This window comes from Candidatus Poriferisocius sp. (genome assembly GCF_965208355.1).
In the GTDB taxonomy this organism is placed as follows: domain Bacteria; phylum Actinomycetota; class Acidimicrobiia; order Acidimicrobiales; family Bin134; genus Poriferisocius.
In genome coordinates this window covers 1415535-1438451 of sequence record NZ_CBDBOM010000003.1, presented here as the reverse complement: position 1 = coordinate 1438451, position 22917 = coordinate 1415535, and the positions used below count along the sequence as shown (strand labels likewise).

At 65.5% G+C, this 22917-nt stretch carries 23 protein-coding genes; 12 read left to right on the top strand and 11 right to left on the bottom strand.

The window, feature by feature from the left end:
* Positions 1 to 11 precede the first annotated feature (11 nt).
* On the top strand, positions 12 to 1511 hold the full coding sequence (locus tag ACOGXH_RS07980) for an AMP-binding protein (RefSeq protein WP_419928574.1): 1500 nt from the start codon (positions 12 to 14) through the stop codon (positions 1509 to 1511).
* Here ACOGXH_RS07980 and ACOGXH_RS07975 read toward each other — a convergent pair.
* Positions 1508 to 1909 carry a hypothetical protein gene (locus ACOGXH_RS07975; RefSeq protein ID WP_419928573.1) on the bottom strand — a complete coding sequence of 134 codons (402 nt, stop codon included), beginning with the start codon at positions 1907 to 1909 and terminating at the stop codon, positions 1508 to 1510. The two genes, ACOGXH_RS07980 and ACOGXH_RS07975, sit on opposite strands and share 4 nt — an antisense overlap.
* A gap of 53 nt (positions 1910 to 1962) precedes the next feature.
* Here ACOGXH_RS07975 and ACOGXH_RS07970 point away from each other — a divergent pair, with 53 nt between their 5' ends.
* Positions 1963 to 3099: a CaiB/BaiF CoA transferase family protein gene (locus ACOGXH_RS07970; protein ID WP_419928572.1), complete on the top strand. Its 1137-nt coding sequence runs from the start codon at positions 1963 to 1965 to the stop codon at positions 3097 to 3099.
* Here ACOGXH_RS07970 and ACOGXH_RS07965 read toward each other — a convergent pair.
* The gene (locus ACOGXH_RS07965; protein ID WP_419928571.1) at positions 3096 to 4613 is read right to left on the bottom strand and encodes a class I adenylate-forming enzyme family protein; all 1518 of its coding nucleotides are present in this window, start codon (positions 4611 to 4613) and stop codon (positions 3096 to 3098) included. The genes ACOGXH_RS07970 and ACOGXH_RS07965 overlap by 4 nt on opposite strands.
* 30 nt (positions 4614 to 4643) lie before the next feature.
* Positions 4644 to 5426 carry an SDR family NAD(P)-dependent oxidoreductase gene (locus tag ACOGXH_RS07960; RefSeq protein WP_419928570.1) on the bottom strand — a complete coding sequence of 261 codons (783 nt, stop codon included), beginning with the start codon at positions 5424 to 5426 and terminating at the stop codon, positions 4644 to 4646.
* Positions 5427 to 5531: 105 nt separating this feature from the next.
* Between ACOGXH_RS07960 and aroC the strand changes: the two genes are divergently transcribed.
* Genes aroC through ACOGXH_RS07940 form a run of 4 tightly spaced genes read left to right on the top strand, consistent with a single transcriptional unit; the run spans position 5532 to position 9069 of the window.
* On the top strand, positions 5532 to 6629 hold the full coding sequence (gene aroC / locus ACOGXH_RS07955; RefSeq protein ID WP_419928569.1) for a chorismate synthase: 1098 nt from the start codon (positions 5532 to 5534) through the stop codon (positions 6627 to 6629).
* Positions 6630 to 6640: 11 nt separating this feature from the next.
* Complete coding sequence (locus tag ACOGXH_RS07950; RefSeq protein ID WP_419928568.1) at positions 6641 to 7420, top strand: enoyl-CoA hydratase; 780 nt, start codon at positions 6641 to 6643, stop codon at positions 7418 to 7420.
* Between the two features lies 1 nt (position 7421).
* On the top strand, positions 7422 to 8306 hold the full coding sequence (locus ACOGXH_RS07945; RefSeq protein ID WP_419928567.1) for an LLM class flavin-dependent oxidoreductase: 885 nt from the start codon (positions 7422 to 7424) through the stop codon (positions 8304 to 8306).
* Positions 8307 to 8358: 52 nt separating this feature from the next.
* Positions 8359 to 9069 (top strand): indole-3-glycerol phosphate synthase TrpC, encoded by a 711-nt coding sequence (locus ACOGXH_RS07940; protein ID WP_419928566.1) that lies wholly within the window; start codon positions 8359 to 8361, stop codon positions 9067 to 9069.
* A gap of 6 nt (positions 9070 to 9075) precedes the next feature.
* Here the strand turns inward: ACOGXH_RS07940 and ACOGXH_RS07935 are convergent, their stop codons facing one another.
* From ACOGXH_RS07935 to ACOGXH_RS07915, 5 genes are read right to left on the bottom strand one after another with little or no spacing between them, the layout of a single operon-like run.
* On the bottom strand, positions 9076 to 9474 hold the full coding sequence (locus tag ACOGXH_RS07935) for a MaoC family dehydratase (protein ID WP_419928565.1): 399 nt from the start codon (positions 9472 to 9474) through the stop codon (positions 9076 to 9078).
* The gene (locus tag ACOGXH_RS07930; protein WP_419928564.1) at positions 9471 to 9893 is read right to left on the bottom strand and encodes an FAS1-like dehydratase domain-containing protein; all 423 of its coding nucleotides are present in this window, start codon (positions 9891 to 9893) and stop codon (positions 9471 to 9473) included. The genes ACOGXH_RS07935 and ACOGXH_RS07930 overlap by 4 nt, the downstream gene beginning before the upstream one ends.
* A 13-nt stretch (positions 9894 to 9906) precedes the next feature.
* Positions 9907 to 10866, bottom strand: coding sequence for a quinone oxidoreductase family protein (locus ACOGXH_RS07925; RefSeq protein ID WP_419928563.1), 960 nt, complete (start codon positions 10864 to 10866; stop codon positions 9907 to 9909).
* Between the two features lies 1 nt (position 10867).
* Positions 10868 to 11497 carry a nuclear transport factor 2 family protein gene (locus ACOGXH_RS07920; RefSeq protein WP_419928562.1) on the bottom strand — a complete coding sequence of 210 codons (630 nt, stop codon included), beginning with the start codon at positions 11495 to 11497 and terminating at the stop codon, positions 10868 to 10870.
* 17 nt (positions 11498 to 11514) lie between these two features.
* Complete coding sequence (locus tag ACOGXH_RS07915; protein WP_419928561.1) at positions 11515 to 12516, bottom strand: TIGR03617 family F420-dependent LLM class oxidoreductase; 1002 nt, start codon at positions 12514 to 12516, stop codon at positions 11515 to 11517.
* 34 nt (positions 12517 to 12550) lie between these two features.
* Here ACOGXH_RS07915 and ACOGXH_RS07910 point away from each other — a divergent pair, with 34 nt between their 5' ends.
* Together ACOGXH_RS07910 and ACOGXH_RS07905 are read left to right on the top strand one after the other, a co-directional pair.
* On the top strand, positions 12551 to 13249 hold the full coding sequence (locus tag ACOGXH_RS07910; protein ID WP_419928560.1) for an alpha/beta hydrolase: 699 nt from the start codon (positions 12551 to 12553) through the stop codon (positions 13247 to 13249).
* Between the two features lie 34 nt (positions 13250 to 13283).
* Positions 13284 to 14315, top strand: coding sequence for an aldo/keto reductase (locus tag ACOGXH_RS07905; RefSeq protein WP_419928559.1), 1032 nt, complete (start codon positions 13284 to 13286; stop codon positions 14313 to 14315).
* Here the strand turns inward: ACOGXH_RS07905 and ACOGXH_RS07900 are convergent.
* Both ACOGXH_RS07900 and ACOGXH_RS07895 read right to left on the bottom strand, forming a co-directional pair.
* Positions 14312 to 17170, bottom strand: a complete 2859-nt coding sequence (locus ACOGXH_RS07900) for an ABC transporter permease subunit (protein WP_419928558.1) — start codon at positions 17168 to 17170, stop codon at positions 14312 to 14314. The genes ACOGXH_RS07905 and ACOGXH_RS07900 overlap by 4 nt on opposite strands.
* A gap of 50 nt (positions 17171 to 17220) precedes the next feature.
* On the bottom strand, positions 17221 to 19455 hold the full coding sequence (locus tag ACOGXH_RS07895) for an ATP-binding protein (protein ID WP_419928557.1): 2235 nt from the start codon (positions 19453 to 19455) through the stop codon (positions 17221 to 17223).
* A gap of 121 nt (positions 19456 to 19576) precedes the next feature.
* Between ACOGXH_RS07895 and ACOGXH_RS07890 the strand changes: the two genes are divergently transcribed.
* Positions 19577 to 21271 (top strand): hypothetical protein, encoded by a 1695-nt coding sequence (locus ACOGXH_RS07890; RefSeq protein ID WP_419928556.1) that lies wholly within the window; start codon positions 19577 to 19579, stop codon positions 21269 to 21271.
* Between the two features lie 207 nt (positions 21272 to 21478).
* Here the strand turns inward: ACOGXH_RS07890 and ACOGXH_RS07885 are convergent, their stop codons facing one another.
* On the bottom strand, positions 21479 to 21715 hold the full coding sequence (locus tag ACOGXH_RS07885; RefSeq protein WP_419928555.1) for a hypothetical protein: 237 nt from the start codon (positions 21713 to 21715) through the stop codon (positions 21479 to 21481).
* Positions 21716 to 22037: 322 nt separating this feature from the next.
* Between ACOGXH_RS07885 and ACOGXH_RS07880 the strand changes: the two genes are divergently transcribed.
* From ACOGXH_RS07880 to ACOGXH_RS07870, 3 genes are read left to right on the top strand one after another with little or no spacing between them, the layout of a single operon-like run.
* The gene (locus tag ACOGXH_RS07880) at positions 22038 to 22301 is read left to right on the top strand and encodes a TlpA family protein disulfide reductase (protein ID WP_419928554.1); all 264 of its coding nucleotides are present in this window, start codon (positions 22038 to 22040) and stop codon (positions 22299 to 22301) included.
* A 34-nt stretch (positions 22302 to 22335) separates the two neighbouring features.
* Positions 22336 to 22620 (top strand): hypothetical protein, encoded by a 285-nt coding sequence (locus ACOGXH_RS07875; RefSeq protein WP_419928553.1) that lies wholly within the window; start codon positions 22336 to 22338, stop codon positions 22618 to 22620.
* A gap of 3 nt (positions 22621 to 22623) precedes the next feature.
* Positions 22624 to 22914, top strand: a complete 291-nt coding sequence (locus tag ACOGXH_RS07870; RefSeq protein WP_419930344.1) for a TlpA family protein disulfide reductase — start codon at positions 22624 to 22626, stop codon at positions 22912 to 22914.
* The last annotated feature ends 3 nt before the right edge of the window (positions 22915 to 22917 follow it).

Below are 22917 nucleotides of genomic sequence, written 5' to 3'. Positions count from 1 at the left end.
TATCGTGGGTTGTGACCACCCCCCGAGCCGATGCTGTTCACTTTCCCGCCGGGGTAGAGCCCGGCGATGTGGACTTGCTGGAAGAAGTCAGCCTGCCCGCGGCTTGGGCCAAGCGCTGGGCTGTCGAGCCGTCGAAGCCGACTCTTTGGGACGCTAGTGGAGGCTGGGCTACCAGGGGCGACTTGGGCCGGCGCACGAAGGCCGCGGCCGGGCGGCTCTATGGCGCGGGGCTACGCAAGGGCGACCGGGTCATCTTGTCGGCGGCAGCGTCGGTCGACTTGGTCGTAGCTCATGTGGCCGCGTTGCGGCTGGGTCTCATCGTGGTTCCAGTGAACGGGGCCTACCAGAAGGCCGAATTAGCCCACATCGTGAGCGACGCTGAGCCTCGGGCTGCGGTGGTGGACAAGCCCGAGTGGGTGCGATGGCTGGCCGAGCTTGCTCCCGAGATGACGGTGGTCTCCCCCCGACTCAACCTCGACGACGCAACCGCACCCAGCCTGGATCAATTGGGCAGCGGCGACCCCGCGCTGTTGGGCTACACCTCGGGCACTACCGGCGTACCCAAGGGAGCAGTGCTGACCCACGGAAATCTGCTCGCCGGTGCCGAATCAGTTCGCATCGCCTGGCGGTGGGAGCCCGAGGATCGCCTGGTGCTGGCCTTGCCCCTGTTCCACATGCACGGCCTGGGCGTGGGGCTGCACGGCACGCTGTTGACCGGCGCTTCGGCGGTGTTGCTCAACGAATTCACTCCCGATGCCGTGCTGGACGCGGCCAATACTCACGACGCCACCCAGTTCTTCGGCGTGCCCACCATGTACACCCGACTGGCCCAGTCACCCAAGGTCGGGGAACTCTCCCGTTTGCGTTTGTGCGTGGCTGGTTCCGCACCTCTGTCTGCTGATCTGCACCGCCGCCTGGAAGATGCTGCCGGGGTGAGAGTATTGGAACGCTACGGCATGACCGAGACCATCATGTTGGTGTCCAACCCCCACGACGCCGAGCGCCGAGCGGGCACCGTGGGTTTTCCTCTCCCCGGGGTGGAATTGCGACTCGACCCCGACAACGGCGAGGTGCTGGTGCGGGGGCCGAATGTGTTTGCCGGCTACTGGCGCCGCCCTGAGGCCACTGAAGAGGCGTTCGACGACGAGGGCTGGTTCCGAACTGGTGACCTTGGCGAATTCGACGAGGCTGGCTACCTGAGGCTTCGAGGCCGGGCCAAGGAGTTGGTGATCTCCGGAGGATTGAACGTCTATCCCCGCGAGGTGGAAGACGCCATACGCACCCACTCCGATGTCGACGATGTGGCAATCACCGGCACCCCCGACGAAGAGTGGGGCGAGCTGGTCACCGCCTGGGTCGTGCCCACCACCGAAAAGAAACCGACGCTCGAAAGCCTGCGGTCTCACCTAGACGGAGTATGCGCCGACTTCAAACACCCCCGGCTGCTGCATCTCGTTGACGAACTCCCCCGCAACGCCCTCGGCAAGGTGCAAAAGCACCTGTTGAGTTAGAGCGGCTTCAGATGCACGGTTAGGGGTCCGAGCAGTGCCTCCACGAAGGCCTCGCCGCAATACAGCTTCTCTCCTGCTAGAAGGTCGCCCTCCACCGGCATCATGGACATGACCATGTGGCGGGTCTCCCCGTCGGTCTCCACCCAGTACTCCTGAATGCCGCAAAAGTCGTTAGTCCACTCCCCCAGCACCCCGTAGTTGGTAACCCGTTGGGCGAACTCTGGATACTGCTCCAGGTAGAAGGTCCGGGCCAGATCGCCGCCGGTGAAGCCCACGCCCATCGGCCAGAACTCATAGGTCGGCTCATCGACCAGCGTGGCCAGGGTCCGCTCGGCGTCGTTCTCTGCTTCGGCCGCTGCATGCTCGCGGACCAAATCCAAGATCTCGTCTGGTGTCATTGCCGCAGCTTAGTGGTGTGTCGTCTCGGCCAATGCAGGAGTACGTTGCTGGCGTGAGCTCGGCAAAGCCGCTGGACGGTGTGCTCGTCGTCTCTATCGAACAAGCAGTGGCGGGACCACTGGCATCTTGTCGACTGGCCGACGCCGGGGCCCGTGTCATCAAGATCGAGCGGGCCGAGGGCGACTTCTCCCGGGGATACGACGCCGCCGCCGATGGGCTGGCCAGCTACTTCGCCTGGCTGAACCGGGGCAAGGAGTCGATCGTCCTCGACCTAAAGGGCTTCGAAGACCAAGCACTGCTGGGTCGGATGATCGAGCGGGCCGACGTCTACATCCAGAACCTGGCCGTGGGCGCGGCCGAGCGACTGGGATTCGGCTCAGCAACCCTTCGCAAGACGCACCCCCGACTGGTGACCTGCGACATCTCGGGCTATGGACCCATCGGGCCGTATGCCCAGATGAAGGCCTACGATCTGCTGGTGCAGGCTGAGAGCGGTTTGGTGTCCGTATCAGGGGCACCGGGGCCTCTGGGCCGGGTCGGGGTTTCGGTGGCCGACATCGCCACCGGCGAGGCGGCGGCTAGAGCCATCAGCCAAGCGCTGATCCGCCAAGCCCGCACCGGCGAGGGCGCCAATATCGAGGTCTCGCTGTTCTCCACTATGGCCGAGTGGATGACCGTTCCCCTGCTCCACTATGACTACCTCGGCCAGGCCCCTGAACGCGTTGGCTTAGCCCACCCGTCGATCGCCCCCTACGGCGGCTTCGCCACCGCCGACGGCACCACCCTGCTCATCGCGGTGCAGTCCGACCGGGAGTGGGTCACCCTGTGCGAGACAGTGCTCGATCGGCCGGAGCTGGCCCACGATCCCCGCTTCGCCACCAACAAGGCCCGTGTCACAAACCGGGCGGAGACCGACGATGCCGTTGGCGAGGTCTTTGCCCGCCTGAGCACCGACGAACTGCACCGCAAGCTCGCCGAGAGCCGTATGGCCTTCGGCGCTGTCAACGACGTAGCCGGGCTCTCGGCTCACCCCCAACTGAACCGGATCACTGTCACCCACCCCGACGGCACCGTCGACCTGCCCGCCCCCGCCACCACCGCCGACTGGGACCAGGCCACCAGCGAAACTGCCCCCACCCTCCCCGCCCTCAATCAGCACGGCCCCCAACTCCGAGCCGAGTTTGTTTAGGCAAACTGCTGGCGGAGGCGGAACTTCTCGACTTTGCCGTTGCCGGTGCGGGGGAGTTCGTCGATGGACTGAATGGTGGTGGGCACTTTGTAGGGGGCCAGGGTTCCCTCGGTGTGAGACCGCAGGTCGTCTTCGGAGGGGAGATCGCAGCCGTCGGCCACCACGATGAAGGCGGCCACTGTCTCGCCCAGCACCGGGTCGGGGCGGGCCACCACGGCGATGTCGCCTATTGCGGGATGGGTGCGCAGCGCAGACTCCACCTCAATGGTGGACAGGTTCACCCCGCCCCGGCGCACGATGTCCTTCTGGCGGTCCACGAAGTAGAGGTACCCCTCGTCGTCCACATAGCCCAGGTCGCCGGTGTGGAACCTGTCATCCGACGTGGCCGCCTCGGTGGCCTCCGGGTCTTCGATGTAGCCGTTGAACCCAATTGCGGACTGGAGAAAGCAGATCTCCCCGGTCTCTCCTGTCGGCGCCTCTGAGCCATCGGGCAAGAAGATCCGCAGCTCCGACCCCTCGAACGGCTTGCCCACCGAGCCAGGCCGGCGGGGCTCGTCTAGCCGGGTATAGGTGCCCATCCCGGCCTCGGTCATGCCGTACCAGTCCATGCACGGAACCCCGTAGCGCTCCTCGACTTGCTCGATGATCGGCGCACAGCCCAGCGGAATCATCACCCTCAGCGAGTGTGACTTCTCATGGGGACCCGGGGGCTGGGCCATCAAAATGTTGATGATGGGCACCAGGGTGAGGAAGTAGGTCGGGCGGTACAGGTCGACCAGTGACCAAAATCTTGACGCCGAGAACTTTCGGGGCATGACCACGCTGGCCCCCCGGCTTAGTGCCGAAATGGCCCCGCCCATCGCATTGCCATGGAACAACGGGGTCACCACCAGCGAGCGGTCGGTGTGGGTCAGACCGAACATCTCCTCGTAGGGAATCACTCCCCCAGCAGAAAGTTCAGCGCGCGCGGGCACTCCCTTGGGCCGGCCGGTGGTCGTCCCCGATGTGTACATCACTTGGCCCTCTACAAATCCCTCTACAGAAGACAGCCCGAGTCCGGCGCCCTCAGGGGCCTCAGCGATGAGTTCTCCTAGAAAAACGGCACCGTCTACCGGCTCATCCACGCTCACCACCGCCTCCACCGAGTCGATTCCCGCGGCCAGAGCCACCGCCCTTTCAGCCCGCTCGGCCTCGGTGAAAACCACCCGGCACCGGGAGTGGTTGAGCACAAACTCCAGTTCCGTATCGGTCCACTCTGGGTTTAGGGGAACGCTCGCCATGCCGATGGCCTGCATTCCCAACAGGCACTCCAAGTACTCGGGGCGGTTCTGCATCAAGAGGCAGGCCCGATCGCCCAGACCAAGACCGAAGCGAGTGTGGAATTGGTGGGCCAGCGCCCCGCTGTGGGCGACCAGTTCCTGGTAGGTGCGGTGGCCGTCCTGCTCGGTGAGCACGGCCAGCTTGTCGGGCCAGGTGTTGCTGAAGTCTCGAACAACATCGTACAGGGTCGGCATCGCCGGGCAGCCTAGTTCTATGTCAGCGGATCATGTCACCACGTCGGCCGCGCCTCCGTCGATCCGAAGATGGGCGCCGTGGATCTGGCGGGCCCTTTCGCTGCACACGAAGGCCACCAGCTCTCCCACGTCAGACACGGTGGCGATGCGCCCGGTCAGCGTGGGCATCTGCACCGTGGTGACGTGGCGCTCGATGTCGTCCCAATCGGTGGAGCGGCCCTCCCGCTCCGCCTGGCGGGTCCACATCTCCACCAGTTCCGGAGTGGCGATGGCCCCGGGGCTCACGCAGTTCACCGTCACGCCGGTGCCGGCCAATTCCCGGGCCAGGCTCACCGTCATTGCCGGAAGAGCGCCCTTGGCCGCGTAGTAGCCCGGTATCCGATCCCCGGGGCGGGTCGCTCCCACGGTGGAAACCAGCACGATCCGCCCCCAATCCCGCTCCACCATGGCGGGAACCATCAGACGGGTCATCCGCACTGCGCTGAGCACGTTGCGGTTGTAGGCGTCGACCCACACGTCGGTACCGTCGTCCCCCCAGGTGCCGCCCACGGCTACCCCGTAGTTGTTGACCAAGATGTCGACCGGGCCGCACTGTTCGGCCACCGCCTCCGCCCCCTCATCAGTGCAAATGTCCCCCCACACCGCCCGGACCGGTGATCCCAGCTCATCGGCCAACCAGTCGGCCTGCCCCTCTTCAAAGCCATGAACCACCACCTCAGCGCCTTCCTCGACCAGCACCCGGGCGATCCCACTCCCCGTCCCCCGATAGCTCCCCGTAACCAGTGCAACCTTGCCCGATAGTCCCAAATCCATGTCCCGACACTGCCACAGGAGCGCTGATCAACGCATGACCGCCACTATCGGCGGGCCAATATGACCCCCAGATCGACACAGCCCGGTCTGTAGTGTTGAGGGGCAATGAGCAGTTCGACGGGGCAGTTGTTCCGGGTCACGACGTTTGGGGAGTCCCATGGCGGCGGCATCGGCGCGGTGGTGGACGGCTGCCCGCCTCGGCTGCCGCTAGACGAGGAGATGATCCAGCACGACCTCGACCGGAGGCGCCCTGGACAGAGCCGGCTCACCACCTTGCGGGACGAGGCCGACAAAGTGACGATCCTCTCGGGGTTGTTCGAGGGCCGAACGCTGGGGTCGCCCATCGCCATGCTGGTGGGCAACACCGATGCCCGGCCCAACGCCTACGAAGACTTCAAGGACATGTACCGCCCCTCCCACGCCGACTACACCACCGAGGCCAAGTACGGCATCCGCAACTGGCAGGGCGGCGGGCGGGCCAGCGCCCGAGAGACCATCGGCCGCGTGGCAGCCGGCGCCATCGCCCGCCAGCTCTTGTCCACTGCGGCCAACATCGAAGTGTTGGCCTGGGTCTGCCAGGTGGGCACCATCACTGCTGATGTCGACCTCGCGGCGGTGACCTTGGCTGATGTGGAGGCCGACGCCACTCGCTGCCCGTCTCCTGAGCATGCGGAGGCCATGACCGAGGCCATCGAGGCGGCTCGCCGCGACGGCAACTCCCTGGGCGGGATTGTCGAATGCGTGGCCCGAAGGGTGCCCCCCGGCCTGGGCGAGCCGGTGTTCGACAAGCTGGATGCCGATTTGGCCAAGGCCGCCCTGTCATTGCCCGCGGCCAAGGGGTTCGAGATCGGCTCAGGCTTCGCCGGAGTGACCATGACCGGCCGGGAGCACAACGATTCTTTCACCCCTGGCCCCGATGGCCAGCCCCGCACCGCCACCAACCGATCCGGCGGCGTGCAGGGTGGCATCAGCAACGGCGAGGATATCGTGATCCGAGTGGGATTCAAGCCCACAGCCACCATCGCGTCGGCCCAGGAGACGGTGGACCGCGACAACAACCCGGTCACCCTGGCCGCCCGAGGCCGCCACGATCCATGCGTACTGCCCCGGGCAGTGCCCATGGTGGAGGCCCAGGTGCTATTGGTGCTGGCCGATCACTGGCTGCGCCAGCAGTCCGTGGACGTGGTCGACTGCGAAGGCTGACAGTCGAACACATGGCCGAAAAAGCCATTACCCCCGAAGACCAGCGCCTGCTCATCGAAGTCAGTGATCGCATTGCCACCATCACTTTGAACCGGCCCGAGGCCCGCAATGCCATGACCAAGCGGATGCGCAACGACTTGTGCGCTGCGCTGCGGGCTTGCGACGCCGATGACGGGGTCGACGCCATCATCTTGACCGGGGCCGACCCAGTGTTCACCGGCGGCGTCGACCTCCGGGAGGTGGCCGCTGACGGCGTCACGGAGTCCCCTGGCGGGAATAAACGCCAGGCTGAGGACCCGGCCCAGGCCTGTCGGGACACCGCCAAGCCACTGATTGGCGCGGTGAACGGAACCTGCGTCACCGGCGGCTTGGAGATCGCCCTGAGCTGCGACTTCATCGTGGCCTCTGAGTTAGCCCGATTCGCCGACACCCACGCCAAGATCGGGGTGATCGCCGCCTGGGGCATGACCGCGCTATTGCCCCGAGCGGTGGGCAAGCGCATGGCCAAGGAAATGACCGCCACCGCCCGCTTCGTCTACGCCGAAGAAGCCCTGCGCATCGGACTGGTCAACCACGTGGTCCCCCATGACGAGCTGCTACCCCATGCTCGGGTTCTCGCCGCCCAAATCGTGGCCGCCACCACCCCCGCCACCGCGGCCACCATGCGGATCTACGACGACACCGACGGTTTGAGCTTCTCCGAGGCCAAAGACCTAGAAGAAGTGGCCATGCGCAACTGGACCGTGGACACCGACGACATGCAACGCCGCGGCCTGGGCAAAGGATCCTGAGATGACCAGCCCACCGCAGTTCAGCGTGTTCATGCCTCAGATGCGGATGGACATGGGCACCATTGAGGAGCGGGTGCGGGCGGCGGAGGCCAGTGGGTTTCACAAGATCGACCTGATGGATCATCTCAACCCGCCCATGCTGCCCGCGGCCCCGATGTACGACGCCTTCGTGATGGCGACTGCGGTAGCCGCATGGACCGAGCAGGTGCGCATCGGCCACATGGTTCTGTGCGGTCAGTTCCGCCATCCGGCGCTGTTGGCCAAGATGATCGTGAGTCTCGACCATTTCAGCGGCGGGCGCTTCGACCTGGGCATTGGCTGGGGTTCGGTTCCCGACGAGATGGAGCGTTTTGGACTCGGCGATGAGCCGCCCGCAGTGCGGGCCGCCCGCCTGCGGGAGACCTTGGAAGTAGTGCAGGCTCTGCTCACCGGCGAGCCGGTGAACCACCAGGGTCGGTTCTTCCAGATGGAGAACGCCCAACAGCAGCCCACCCCGGTGAACGGGCATATCCCGATTGTGATCGGCGGAGCGGGTCGCAAACTCACCATGCCGCTGGTGAGGGACTTCGCCGACTGGTGGAACTGCCCGGTGTATGGAATGCACGAGCTCGACGAATTGATCCCCATGGCCGGCAACGCCCGCCTGTCGGTGCAGCGGGCCATTGGCCTGGCCCCGTCGTCGGTGGCCCGCGAAGAAGTTGTGGCCACCGCCCAGCGCCGGTTTGGCGATTGGGCCCTCGTTGCGGGAACCCCAGATGAGGTCGCAGAGGGCCTGCAAGCTGACCGGGAGATGGGCGCCGAGCAGTTCGTGCTCCAGTTCTCCGACTTCGCCACTCCAGAGACGCTCGAGCTATTCGCCGCCGAAGTCATGCCCGCAGTCACCTAGCCGCCCGTTTCTGCTTTCTCCGGGGACGGAACTCCCCCGTATCATCCGACGCATGGGATCCGATGAGCGGGCCAGCCGGGCCGGGCGCTTCAAGCAGTCCCTTTTGGCGGGCGACGACCTAGCCGTCATCGCCGAGATCAAGCGTCGGTCCCCATCACGGGGCAACCTCAACGCCAACCTCGACCCCGCTGAGATGGCCGCGGCCTATCGCGACGGCGGGGCGGCCTGCCTGTCGGTGCTCACCAATGAAGCCATGTTCGGCGGCAGCGGCGACGACTTGGCCGCCGCAGCCAAGGCCTCGGGCTTGCCCGTTCTGCGGAAAGACTTCATCACAACCATCGACGACGTACACGAATCCCACGACATGGGGGCCGATGCGCTGCTGCTGATCGTGGCCGACCTCACCGGTGCCCAGCTGGCCGAGCTGCATGCGCTGGCCTTGTCGCTGGGCATGGATGTGCTCACCGAGGTGAAGTCGGAGAGCGAGCTAGAGGTAGCCCTTGAAGCCGGGGCCGACGTGATCGGCGTCAACCAGCGTGAGAAGCCCAAGAGCCAGACGTTCACCATGGACTACCAACGGGCGGTGCGGTTGGCGCCGCTGTTGCCCGACCATGTGGTGAAAGTGGCCGAGTCGGGCATCGCCGTTCCCGGCGGCACGACCATGGCCGCGGTGCGAGACGCCGGCTATGACGCTGCCCTGGTAGGCGAGGCTCTGGTCACCTCCGGCAACCCGGTAGAGAGGCTCAAAGAGCTGTTGGCCTGATCCCGCTTACTTCCCGGCCAGCCTCCCAGCAGCAGTGCCCCTCAGCACCTGAGTGCCGTGCTGATCGACGGTGGATATGTCCACCTCCACGCTGCCGTCGGCATGGGCTGCGGTCACCTTCAGTTCGGCGGTGAGGGTGTCCCCCGGCCACACCGGCTTTAGAAAATCCGCGGCGTAGCGGTCCAGCCCCTCAGGGCCGAACACCTCTACTAGCGCCTGTCCGGTGATGCCCATAGTGAGCATCCCGTGGGCGAAGATCCGGTCGAAACCATGGGCAGTGGCGTAGGTCTCGTCGTGGTGGAAGGGATGGAAGTCGCCGGAGGCTCCGGCGTACGCCACCAACTGCGTGCGGGTCAGCCCCTCGGCAACTACCTGTCGGTGTTGAGCACCGACCTCGGGCTTCACTCCCGCACCTCGTTGGCCGCTCGCACGTTGATCCACCGAGCGGTGACGCACGGCTGCCCGTCGGCATCAGTGAAGGTGGTGACGATTTCCCGAAACCGCAAGTCGCCGCCCCGGCGGCCCTGCTTGGTCCACTCCTCGCCATCGGCCACCGTGGCGGTGAGCACCTCGCCGGCCCGGGGATGGCGGTGGTATTCGAACACCATCCCAGCGTGGAATCCGGAGCCCGTCTCGGGGGCCACGGGGGGCCACTCACGGTCGGATCGCAATCGACGGTCGTAGTCGGGGTCATAGCGGTCGGCGGCCACCATGAACGTGGGCGGGGCTGCCGCGTCGGGATCGAACGCCGCGTCGTGATCGCCCACCGACCGCTTGAACTCCTGGATGTGGCCCGCCTCGATAGGGAACTCGAATGAGCGCATAAGCCTCTCTCTACTAGGGAACGAGAACGATCTTGCCGAAGAAGTCCGAGCTCTCCATGAGCTGGTGGGCCTGGGCAATCTCATCCAAGCTGAACGACGCGGCGATCACCGGCGTGACCTGGCCTTGGGAGATCATGGCCAGCAAACCCCTCATGGTGGCGGCGATCCGCTCGTTGTCAGGGCGCCCCACCCCCATGAGGGTGATGCCCTTCACGAACAGCTGGCCCAAATGCAACTCCCCCATGTGCCCGGCGGTGACTCCACAGGTCACGAATCGGCCCTCGGGCGCCAGCGACCGCACCGCGGCGGCGAACACCGGAGTGCCCACATGGTCGAGCACCACGTCCACACCTCTGCCGTCGGTGTCCTCTCGCGCCGCGGTAACGATGTCGTCGGCGTAGTGATCGATGGCCAGCTCGGCCCCCAATGCCACCGCCTGAGCCCGTTTGTCGGCGGAACCCGCGGTGGCGATGACCCGACAGCCCATGGCCCGGGCAATCTGAATTCCGAAGCTGCCCACCCCTGATCCGGCGGCCATCACCAGCACGGTCTCACCCGACTGGATCTGAGCCTTCTCGATGAGGGCCTGATGGGCTGAGCGGCCCGCAGTGGGAGTGGCCCCTCCGGCCTCAAAGCTAATTCCGTCGGGCAACGGAAACGTCAGCTCCGCGGGCGCCAGCGCCAGCGTGGCGTGGGTCCGCTCCCCTGATGCCACCACCCGGTCGCCTGCCGCCACCGCCGTCACCTGCTCGCCGACCGCCTCCACAACCCCGGCGATGTCCCGTCCGCCCACGTGCTGGGGCCAGCGCAATTTCATGCCATGCGACCCCTCCCGCCAATACACGTCCACCCGATCCATCGATGTGGCCTTGACCTGGATCAGCACGTCATGTGGGCCGGGCTCGGGATCGGGCAGCTCCCCCACCCGCAGCACCTCTAGCCCGCCCTGGGACTCGTGGAAGGCAGCCCGCACGTCAGCGCACCCGCACGCTGGGCAGTTCCTCGGCGCCATCGCGCAGCCAGGTTAAGAACTCCCCCACCGGCGCCGGCTCGGCCACATCGGCGGACTCGTCCAAGCGGGTCTCCCAAAACTCCTGATAGGTGGGCCAGAACTCGTGCCACGCCCCCTCGTAGGGCTCCTCGTCGGGCCAGCGCATCTTGTTTTCCCCGATCGGCGGGGAGTTCAAGTCGGTGGCGTACCAATACAGGGGCAGGCGCCGCCGGAAGTACCACCGTCCGTCGATGCGCTCGTAGTCGTCCCAGTACATCATGGTCATGATCACCCACTCGTCGCCGGTCTCGTGCTCGTTGCGGGAATACACCACCCCTCGAGCCCGGTCGGGTCCGTCGAATTCGATGATGTGGTTGCCGGTCACATGGGCCGTGCCGGTGAATTGGGCACCCATCGTCTCGCGGAACCACTCGGCCAGCGCGTCCCGCCCGGAACGACCCTTCCCCACCCGCACATCAGCGGGAAAGAGGCTGACCCAGGCATCGGTGGCCCGCATGTCCAGCGCCAGGCAGTAGCGGGCGGCCAGACCCCGGATCTCCTCTATGGACTCCAGCCGCTCCAGCCGCTCCTCCAGCGACCCCCCGTTCTCCATTGGCGGCAACCTACCCGCTACCCGGCTTGCAAGGCTCGGATGATCTCGGCCACTGCCCCGTCCTCAGCCGGATCGTCGGGCGGATTGATGCCGATGGAGCTGGTTAGCCCTCCGTACGCAGCCAACAGCACACCGGCTATCTCGTCGTAGGTGCCCTGGGGCACCAGGGCATCCAACATGTCGTCGGTTATCACCTCGGCCATGTCGTCCCAGCGTCCCGACCGAGCCAAAGCCCGGAGGCGATCACCCACGTCGTCCCAGCCATACAGCTCCAGGCTCGGACCGTAGGCCGGGGTGGAGTACAAGAACCCCAGCTTTCGGCGCTGGTGCTCTCGGGCTCGGTCCAATGCCCGCTGGTCCGGTCCCGTGATCAACGGTGGGCTGACGATCAGCTCCACCTCCCGGCCGGCCGAGTCCAAGCCCGGCTTGATCCGCTCGGCCACAAATCGTGCCGAGGCGTTGGTGGGATGGGTGATAAACCCGTCGGCCACCCTCCCCGCCAATTCGCAAATGCGGGGATTGACCCCGCCCATCAGCACCGGGATGTCGGGATCGTCGATGGGGCCAGGGTTGAAGAAGGGCTGGAGCCGGCTGAACCGGTAGTGCTCCCCTTGGAAATCCAACGGCCCACCCTCGCCAAACGCCTGCCAGATGGCCCGCACCGCAGCGACGTACTCCTCCATCCGCTTGATGGGCGCCTCCCACGGCACCGAGAACCGGCCCTCGATGTTCTGTTTGATCTGGGTACCGAGGCCCAGCCCGAACCGGCCTCCCGACAAGGCCTGCAAGTCCCAGGCCGCAATGGCGGTGATCATCGGGCTGCGGGGAAAGGCCACCACCACCGCGGTGGACACCCGCAGGCTGGAGGTGTGGTCTAGGGCCAGACCGGCCAGCAGCATCCCGTCGTGGACCGTCTCGGCCACCCGCAAACCGTCGTAGCCCAGCCCTTCAACTCGCTGGGCGTAGCCAGCCACCTGCGAAATCGGGATCTCAGCCGCCATTCCCGAGTACACCTTCATGCGAAGAAACTAGTTACTACTAAGGTGCGGCCCCATGACCGCAGGAGTTGTTTTGGCCCACGGGGCATTTCACGGACCATGGTGCTGGGAGCGGGTTCAGGCCCACTTGGAGGCCGAGGACATGGCCGTCCACGCCTCTGATCTCTGCCGCCCCACCACCGCAGAAGACATCGCGGCCTTCCAGGCCGATGTCAATGACATGCGGGCCCGGATGGGCAGCGACGCCACCGTCATAGCCGTGGGCCACTCGCTGGGAGGCCTGTCCATCTCAGGGCTGGACCCGGCCACGGTTGACCACCTGGTGTATCTGGCTGCCATTCTGCCCGGCGACGAGAGCGATGAGGCCAACCCGCCCGATGTGGCCGAAGCGGTGATCGCCGAGAACTTCTTTCCCGCTCTTGAGCACGGCGAAGACGGCTACAGCTCGGTGAAGCCGGGGGCGGCGGGCGACCTCTTCTACCACGACTGCACTGCTGAAGATATTGCCTGGGCCGAGTCGCAACTCCGCCCTCAGCCGCTGGGCCAAGCGCCGTTCACTTTTGCCCGAGCGGCGTGGCGGGATGTGGAATCCACCTACATCGTGTGCGCCGACGACCGCACCCTGACCGCTGACTTCCAGCAGATCTGCGCGGGGCTGGTCGCCAACTCCATCGTCATGGAGGGCAGCCACTCCCCCATGCTGGCCCAGCCCGAGGCAGTGGTCGCCGTGATCACCGAGATCGCCGGCCAATAGGGTCAGTTCTTCGAATCACCTGAGAGGAAATCCAATGGAATACCGCACCCTGGGAGGCTCCGGAGTCCAGGTAAGCACGCTGTGCCTGGGCGCCATGATGTACGGCCCCGCAGGCAACAACGACGAGGCCGAGTGCGCGGCCATGACCCACAAGGCCCTTGACGCCGGGATCAACTTCATCGACACCGCCGACCGCTACAGCATGGGCATCTCCGAGGAGATCGTCGGACGGGCCATCAACGGGCGGCGCGACAACGTGGTGGTGGCCACCAAGTTCTACGGCCCGATGGGTGATGACATCAACATGCAGGGCGGCTCCCGCCGGTGGGTGACCCAGGCGGTGGAAGACAGCCTGCGCCGGCTCGACACCGACTACATCGACCTGTACCAGATGCACCGCCCCGACCCCCGAACCGACTTCGGCGACACCTTGGCCGCCCTCACCGATCTGGTGCGAGCGGGCAAGATCCGCATGATCGGCACTTCCACTTTCCCCGCCGAGCTCATCGTGGAGGGCCAGTGGGCCGCCGAGCGCCGCGGCCTGGAGCGGGTCCGCTGCGAGCAGCCCCCGTACTCCATCTTCACCCGGGAGATCGAGCGGTCGGTGCTGCCCACTTGTCAGAGCTACGACATGGGGGTGATCGTGTGGAGCCCCCTCAACGGCGGCTGGCTCACCGGCAAGTACCGAAAAGACACCGACTGGCCGGAAAACTCAAGGGCCACCCGCAACATCGTCAGCGCCAAGCGCTGGGACCGGGAGAACCCGGTGGTTGCACACAAGCTCGATTTGGTGGAGGAGCTAGACGCCCTGGCCGCCGAGGTCGGTTGCTCCATGGCCACCCTTGCCTACGCATTCACCCTGGCCCACCCCGCGGTCACCTCCACCATCATCGGCCCCCGCACCCCCCAACAACTCGATGCCGCCCTCGAAGACCCCGACCTGCGGCTCAGCGCCGACGTGCTCGACCGCATCGACGAGCTGGTACCGCCGGGAACCGACCTCAACCCCGACGACGCCTTCTACATCCCCCCGACAGTCTCCAACCCCGCTCTACGGAGGATCTAGGAAGACCGCTCCCCGGAGCGCTCGATGGCCCGCACATCGGTGCCCAGGTATGAGGCGATCACCAGCGGATCGTTCCGCACCTCGTCCGGCGAACCCTCTGAGATCACTGAACCTGCCTCCAGGCAATACACCCGGTCGCTGATGCTCATGACCAGCGGCATGTCGTGCTCGATCACCACCACCGCGGCGCCCAGCTCGGCTTGGATGCGGCGGATGAGCGGCCCGAACGCCTCGCTCTCCCGCTGGGCTACCCCGCCGGTGGGCTCGTCTAGAAGCAGCACCTTGGCGTCCACCGCCAGCAGGCTGGCCAGCTCAACGATGCGGCGAGTGCCGGTGGACAGGTTGGAGATGAAGTGGTCGGCGTAGCGCCCCAACCCCACAAAGTCCATGAGACTGTCCACATCGGCCCGCTTGCGCCGCTCTTGGCCCGGCGACGGCGGAATTCCCAATAGCGAAGGAACCAACAGCGAACGGTCGCGAGCCTCCATCGCCACCATCAGCGCTTCCCGAACGGTGAGATCGGGATAGATCTTGGCGTGTTGGAACCCCCGCCCCAGGCCGCCCCGGTGGCGACGGTATGACGGCATTCGGGAGATATCGCGTCCCAGCACCTCTACCTGGCCGTTGAACGGCACGAAGCCGCTGATGGCATTCATCAAAGTGGATTTCCCCGCCCCGTTGGAGCCGATCAGACCGACCAACTCCCCATGGTGAACCTCGATGGACACCTCGTCCACCGCCACCTTTCCGCCGAAGTGCACGTGTACGTCTTGAACTGCCAACCACGGGAGTCCCGGCTCCATGTCCAAAGTGCGCTCGCTGGTGATGGGCACCGGCTTGTCCAGCGCCGGCACCGGTTCGGGAATGTTCCGGGCCGCCATCCGCTCATCGGCCATTCCCAGCAAGAAGTCGCGCAGCTTGTAGAGGAGTTGCATGATCCCGCCGGGGAAGTACATCAACAGCAACAGCAGGCCCACGCCAGAGGTGAGCAGCCTCACCTCGTCGCTGGCCCCAAATATGGCCGGGATGCCCTTCACCCACAGCACGCCCAAGAGCGGCCCAGCTATCGACCCCAGCCCGCCGATAATGGCGATGGCGATGACGTTTATCGACTCGTTGGCGTTGAACAGCACCTGTGGGTTGATGGTGGGCTCGCCCGTGATGATCAGCCCGCCGCCCAATGCAGCCAATCCCCCGGCCAGCGTGAACGAGATGAGTTTGATCCTGCTGCCCGACACGGTGGACGCCGCGGCCATATCCTCGTTGTCGCGCACCGCGATCATCATCCGTCCGATGCCGGTCTTGCGCAGGTGGGCCACCATCCACACGGCTAGGGCCAACAGCACCAACACCATGAAGAAGAACGACTTTCGGGAGGCGGTGAAGTCGAACGGGCCCCACACCGGCGGCACCACCTTGGGGGTATTGGTGGCCCCCTGGGTGAACACGTCCTGCCCGAATATCCACGACATGGCAGCAATGGCAAACGCCAGCGTGGTCACCGCCAGCATCAAGCCCTTCACTCGCAGCGCGGGCACCCCGATGATGAAGGCGGTGACCATACCCGCCGCTACCGCGATCACCATGGCCACTCCCCACGGCAGGTCGAACGACCAGTCCCACCAGTCGAACGGGATGGGGATGTCACCCCCCTCGGTCAGCGCCACGACGGTGAGGCCGCCCACTCCGGCAAAGGCGAACTGACCCAGCGAGAGCTGGCCGGCCCAGCCGGTGAGCATCGACACCGACAAGGCAATCAACGCAAAGCCCAAGATGCGAGTCCAGGTGTACAGGTTGGAGTTCTTGGTGAGGAACAGCCCCAGCAGCGCAAGACCGCCGAACAGGGCCACGAACCCGAATCGGGACAGGTTTCGGATGTACCACAGGCCGCGGAGCCGTTCGGGAATGGCCTTCACCTTGGGCGAGAGCGACCACTCCCCCTCATCCTCAGTGCCCCGGCGGGCGAACATCACCGTGATCACCAGGATGGCGATGAAGAAGATCACGTCCACCGCCTCGCGGATTTCCCGGTCGACGTTGCCCTGGAACAGGCGCTGGAAGATGCCCAGGCCAATGCCGGCGATCAGCGTGACCCACAGCGACCGCATTCGAGCGATGAGCGCAACCAACAGCACTCGCAGCAACAGGCCGGGACCGAGGCTGGCGGTACCCGCATCGGCGGCGCTCACCCGGAACGGCGCCAACAGGATGAGCGTGATCCCCGCCAGCGCCCCGCCGATGGTCCACACCATGGTGGACACCCGCCGCACACTGATGCCGAACAGCCGTCCGGTGTCGGCGTTGTCGGCCGATGCTCGGATGGCGAGCCCGAATCGAGTGCGGCCCAAGAACAGCGCCAGGATCGTGATCACCAGCGGCACCATGATCACCACGATGAGTTCGCGCCCTCCGATGCGCAGGTGATCGGTCACCTCCCAGCGGAATTCTTGGGCGGTGAGCTTGGGGGGCAGCGGAAACGGCCCCGGCCGGGACACGTCGGGAAGCTGGATGGCGGCGAAGATGGCCAGCTGGGCCACCCCCAGAGTGGCGATGAACAGCACCAGGCGGGGTGAGTCGAACAGCCGCCGCACCACCACCAGCTCGGTGACCATGGCAAAGCCGGCCGCCGCCCCAACTGACAAGAAGAAGGCCAGCCAATAAGGCACGTCGTAGCGGAACGTCAACATGGCCATCAGAGCCACGCCGAAACTGCCGATCTCAGCGTGGGCGAAGTTCAGCACCCCAGTCGACCGATAGATGAGCACGAAGCCAGCAGCCAGTGCGGCCACGATGAGACCCTGCACGCTGCCCGAGAACAAGTCCTGCTGAGAGATCTCCCAGCCGATATCGATCACAGCACGCCCGCCTGGTCTACGCCCCGGCCTTCGTCAACCTGCCTCACCGCTTAGCCGCCCTCCGCGCCCAAGAACACCGCCCGAACCAGGTCGTCCCGCTCGGCCAGTTCCTGAGCCGGACCCTCAAATCGAACCCGACCCTTCTCCATGAACACCGCCCGCTCGGCCACACTCAAAGCCACGTTGAGCGACTGTTCCACGATGATCATGGTCAGTCCTGTCTCCTTCAGCTGCTCCACCACTTCCAGCAGTTCCTGCACCACCACCGGGGCCAAGCCCAGCGACAGCTCGTCGATGAGCAGCACCTCGGGCTCGTGCATCAGCCCCATGCCGAAGGCCAACATCTGCTGCTGGCCTCCTGAGAGGTCGCCCGCGGCCTGGTTGCGCTTCTCCCTCAGCACCCCGAATACGTCGTACACCCGCTCAACCCGCCGATAGATCTCGTCCTTCTCCTCCTTGGTGCTCAACATGGTGGCCAGGAGGTTCTCTTCCACAGACAGCCCGGGGAACACACCGGCACCGCCCCGCACCTGCACGATTCCCTGTTTGAAGCGCAGCTCGGCATCGGCGTAGGTGATGGTGCGCCCGTTAAGCCGGATGGCCCCTCGGTCAGGCACGCCTAGGCCGCTAACAGCCCGCAGCAGGGTGGACTTGCCCGCGCCGTTGGTGCCCAGCAGGGCCAGCGTCTCGCCCCGGCGAACCTCTAAACCGCAGTCGAACAGCACCTGCACCGGGCCGTAGCTGTAGTCCAGTCCCCGCACCTGGAGCACCGGGATGTCGTCGGGATGCTCCGACATGCGGCGCATCTCCTCCTGCTCTTCCACCAGCTCGCTCACTGCCAGCGAGATATCTCGTTTGATGTACCGGGAGCCGTAGGCCACCAGCAGTCCGCCGATGATCGACGCCGGCGGGGCCACGATGCTGATGGCCAGGCGTTCTCCGTGGGCGTCGCTGATCGACCCGGCGATGATGCTGCCCATGAAGCCGCCCATCAAGAATATGAACACCGGCAGCAGGGCAAAGGCCTGGGCCCGCATCCGGTAGGGGGCCACTGCGCCGATAGTGGGGGCGGCAGCCACAAATGAGGCCGAAGTGCAGGCGTTGGCCAGGCTTATGCCGAAGATCATGATGGCGGGCTGGTGGAATCGCATGGCGACAAGCACCAGAACGCCCGACATGATGATGAGGGTGCCCGCGGTCCTCACCATCTTGCTGGGATCCTCCCGGAACATCCCGTCGAACTTGAATCCTGAGATCGGGATGGCCACTAAACTGGCCAGCCACACCAGCGACGTCACCCATCCCCGCTGGAACGCCTCGTAGCCGTACTCGTCCTTCAGCATGAGGTTGAGCTGACTGGGCAGCGTCACCAGCGCAAAGCCGAGGGTGCCAACGCCCACGGCCAAGAAGTAGAAAGTCTTGACCTTCTTGAGCCGGGCGAAGGCGGTGGACATCGACACGGGAAGGTCCGAGCCGATGGGGGGCATATCGTACTGCTCGCCCAAGATGGCCTGCTGTTCGTTCCCCGCGCGAGGGGGTTCCTTGAGCAGCAGCGACACCAGCGCGAGGACAATCGGTGGAATGGCGAAGATATAGAACGCCCACCGCCACCCGTCGTCGCCACCGGCGATCGAGGCGATGGCTCCGGCCAGCACTGGGCCGATGAGCAAGCCGATGGGCCGGCCCATGCCCTCGAAAGCGAAAATCCGGGCTCGGGCGGGAATGGGATAGGTGTCGGTGAGCAGCGAGGAGTGAACCGGCAGACGGTTGGCCTGGCCCGCCCCGGTGAGTACCCGGGTCCAGAAATACTGGAACGGGTTCCTCACCAACCCGGTCAAAAACACGCTCACCGCCCACCCTGCGGTGGCGATGGGCACGATTAGAGTGCGCTTCACCCGGTCGGCCAGCCAGGCCAACGGCACTGCTCCCAGCACTAGGGCCACGCCGCCGAATGAGGAGATACCCAGGATTACCGTGTCCGACACCCCGAAGGCCTCCTGGAGGTCGGGGAGGAGTACGGCGATCGCCACCCGATCGAATTCGTCGATCACGTTGAGCAGGAACAGCACCACCAGCATGCTGGCCCCGCCAGCCCGGATGCCCTGCTTGAGGGTCATGGGCTCCTCGCCCACGCCGGGCAACAAGTCGTCGGGGAGCACTATGACCTCCGACTTGGCCTCTTGTTCGGCTAGGCGCTTGGACTCCTCCTCAAAGACCGCCGAGGCCAGACTGGCCGGATCATCCAGCTGAGAGTCTTCGACTTCCGGTTCTACCGAGTCGTCCATTGATCCCCCATCGGGGCGCGACACTAGGCCATCAGCTAGGCGCAGCGCACGGTATCAGCCGGTTCACAGCCATTCATTCATCGGCTAGGGTTCACCGTTCAAACGCACGTAGGGGGTAACCGTGTCTCACAAGATGCTCAAGATTCTCGGAGCGCTGCTGGCGCTGGCGCTCATCGCTGCGGCATGCGGAGGCGATAACGACGATGACGGGGGTGCCGAACCAGCCCCCGCCGAGCAGACCGCCGCTCCGGCCCCCGATGAGCCGGATGAGCCCGCCGAAACCGGCGACGGGGACGAGCCCGCACCTGAAGAAGAGACGACAGCTCCCGCTCCCGACGAACCCGAGGCGCCTGCCGACACCGGCGACGGGGACGAGCCCGCCCCCGAAGAGCCGGTGGAGATTGGTTTCGACGAGCCCCGGGGAGACATGTTCATTGAGTTCCACCGGACCTTCGACCGGACTCACCCGTTCCAGCCGCTGGACGTGTTCTGCACGGCAACGCCTGACCCCGACTCGCCGCCGCAGGCTACCGATAGGGGAATCACCGAAGACTCGATAACCATCGTCCATCTCCGCACCAAGCTGGAGGAGTTGGAGGGCATCGGCTTTGCCATCCCTGTCGGCGACGTCATCAACCAGTTCGACACCTTCACCAAGGTGATAAACGAGCAGTGCAACGGCATCTGGGGCCGCAAGATCGACCTCCAGCTCGTCGAAGTGTCCGCTCTGGGCGGCGGCGGTGAGGACATCGACACCCTCCGCAACCAGGCCTGCATCGAGGCCACTGAAGACAAGAACGCGGTGATCGTGGTCAACACCTCCGGATTCCAAGGCACCGCCATCTTGTGCATTGCCGAACACGACACCCTGTTCCTCACCACCCAGGGCAACCCCCGCAACTTCCACGAGCAAGCCAATGGCCTGCTGTATTCGCTCAGCCCGGTGGCCGAAGACTCAGTGGTCAACATGACCAAGGCCATCATCGCCACCGGCGCCCTCGAAGGCAAGACCATCGCCGTGGTCTGGCCCGACACCCCCGGCCAGCCCGAAACCGTGCAGGCCGGGATCATCGACGTTCTAGAAGACGCTGGCTACGAGATCGCGGTCGCCGAGCAGATCGGCTGCGGTGGGGCTACCCAATGCACTCTCGGCAACGACATCACGGTAGAGCAGATGATTGAGGAAGGCGTCGACGTGCTATTCCCCGCGCTCAACGTGCTCAGCTTGCCCCAGTTCATCAATGAGATGGTCAGCCAGGGATTCGCCCCCGGCGACGTGCAGTTCTACAACTCCGACTTCAATAGCCAGGCCGGCGATCTGGTGTCGGGCAAGGTGGCCCAGTTCGGCGGTGACGCTGCGGCCGAACTCTACAACGGCACCATCATCATCGACGATGCCCCCACCGGGAATTTCCGGGTCTCCGACCCCGTGCTCAGCTTCAATGCGCCGCTGAACATCATGTGCAACGAGACCTACGCCAACAACAACGACATTGGCGCCGCCAACATCCGGGATGTGTACGGGAGCTACGACAGCGCCTACGGCATGACCAACACGGTGTGTAGCGAGATGCGCATGGTGGCTCGGGCCCTGTATGACGCCGGTCCCAACCCCACCCGCGAAGACATCTTCAACGCCTTTAGGAATATGGGCTCGGTCGACATCCAGCACCAGCTTCCTGCCACCTTCGGTCCCGACAAGTTCGGCGCTCCCGATGTGGTGACCGAGCTGGTGTTCAACTTCCCGTGCCCCAACGACCCCGACATTCCCACCTGCATCGAGCAGACGGCACCATACCGACGCATCGGGGAGTGATTCTGGCCGCTACCCCGGTAACATCGGGAGGGTGAGAACTCGGTCTCTCTGGTACGGCAACCGGACCAGGGGGCTAGCCGCGGCCCTAGGGCTCGCGCTGACATTGAGCTTGGTCGCGGTCGCCTGCGGGGGTTCCGAGACGCCTGACACCGGCAGCGCCGAGGTGGCGGACGCGCCCACCGCAGAATCCACGGGCGCCGAATCGGCTCAGGACCCGACAGCCACCGAGGCCGCGTCCGCAGAGGCGACGCCTACCGCAGCGTCCACGGTGTCGAGTTCCGACCAAGACAGCGTGGAAACTTCCACCGACTCGCCCGAGCCGGACGAAGCTCCAACGCCGGAGCCGACTGATGCAGGGCCAACCATTGCTCCCAGTGAGCCGGCGACCACTTCCGAGCCGACTTCTGCTCCTACGCCAGCCTCCACTCCCGCTCCCGCCGCCACTTCGGCTCCTCAGCCGGCCCCACGAGCGACTCCCGCCCCCACTCCGGCTACTCCGCGGCCCACACCAGCACCTACCCCCGAGCCGACGCCACGACCCACTCCGCGGCCCACACCAGCGCAAACGCCGGAACCGACACCAGAACCGACCCCTGAGCCGACGCCGGTTCCCCCATCGGATCTGCCTTCGGTGCAGATGGTGAACGTGGCCACCGGCGCCTCCGTTAATCTGGCCAGCTTCGCCCCGTCCAACCGGCCCATCGTGTTGTGGTTCTGGGCCCCCCATTGACCCACCTGCCGCCGGGAAGCCCCCGGCCTCGACCAGTTGGCTCGAGACAACACCGACAAATTCACTCTCATCGGCGTGGGTGCCCGCGACAGCCTCGGACAGGCTGAGGACTTCGTGAACAGAACCGGGGCCACCTTCACCATGTTGTGGGATTCATCCAGTGCCTCCTGGAACGGACTGGGAATCACCAGCCAGCACCGAATAATCGTGCTCAATCGGTTCGGCCAGGAGGTCGATCGGCGGGCCAACCCCTCGCACAGCTGGATCCTGGACAAGGTGGCCGGCATTGGAACAACCTGACGTGGGTGCGCTGACGAAGTCGAAGGTACTCGCCATGGGTTTCTGCTTGGCCCTAGGCGCAGCTGCTTGCGGAGACAGCGTCGACAGTCCTGCGACTGCTCCCACCGAGGCACCGGCCCCGGCCGAAGCCCCCGCCACGCAAACCCCCGCCACGCAGGCCCCCGCACCCGAACCGGCCACAGAGAGCGCCGCCCCTGCCCCAGAATCTGATCTGCCCTCGGTTGAATTGGTGGACATTGCCACCGGGGCCAACGTGAACCTGGCCAGTTTCGCTCCGTCGGATCGGCCCCTCGTGCTTTGGTTCTGGGCGCCCCATTGAACCATCTGCCGCCGGGAAGCCCCCAGCGTCGAGCAGTTCGCTCGAAGCAACTCTGACAAGGTCACCGTCATCGGAGTCGGAACCCAAGACAGCCTCGGACTGGCCGAGAGCTTCGTGGAGTCCACCGGAACCACCTTCACCATGCTCTGGGATCCGACCTTCGAATCTTGGCGTCAGTTGGGAATCTCCGGCCAGCCCGCGGGAATGCTGCTGGACGCCAACGGCAAAATCCTGACCTCGTGGCGGGGCGGCATCCCCCAAAGCCGAGTGCTCGAGGCCGTCGACGCCGCGTAGACC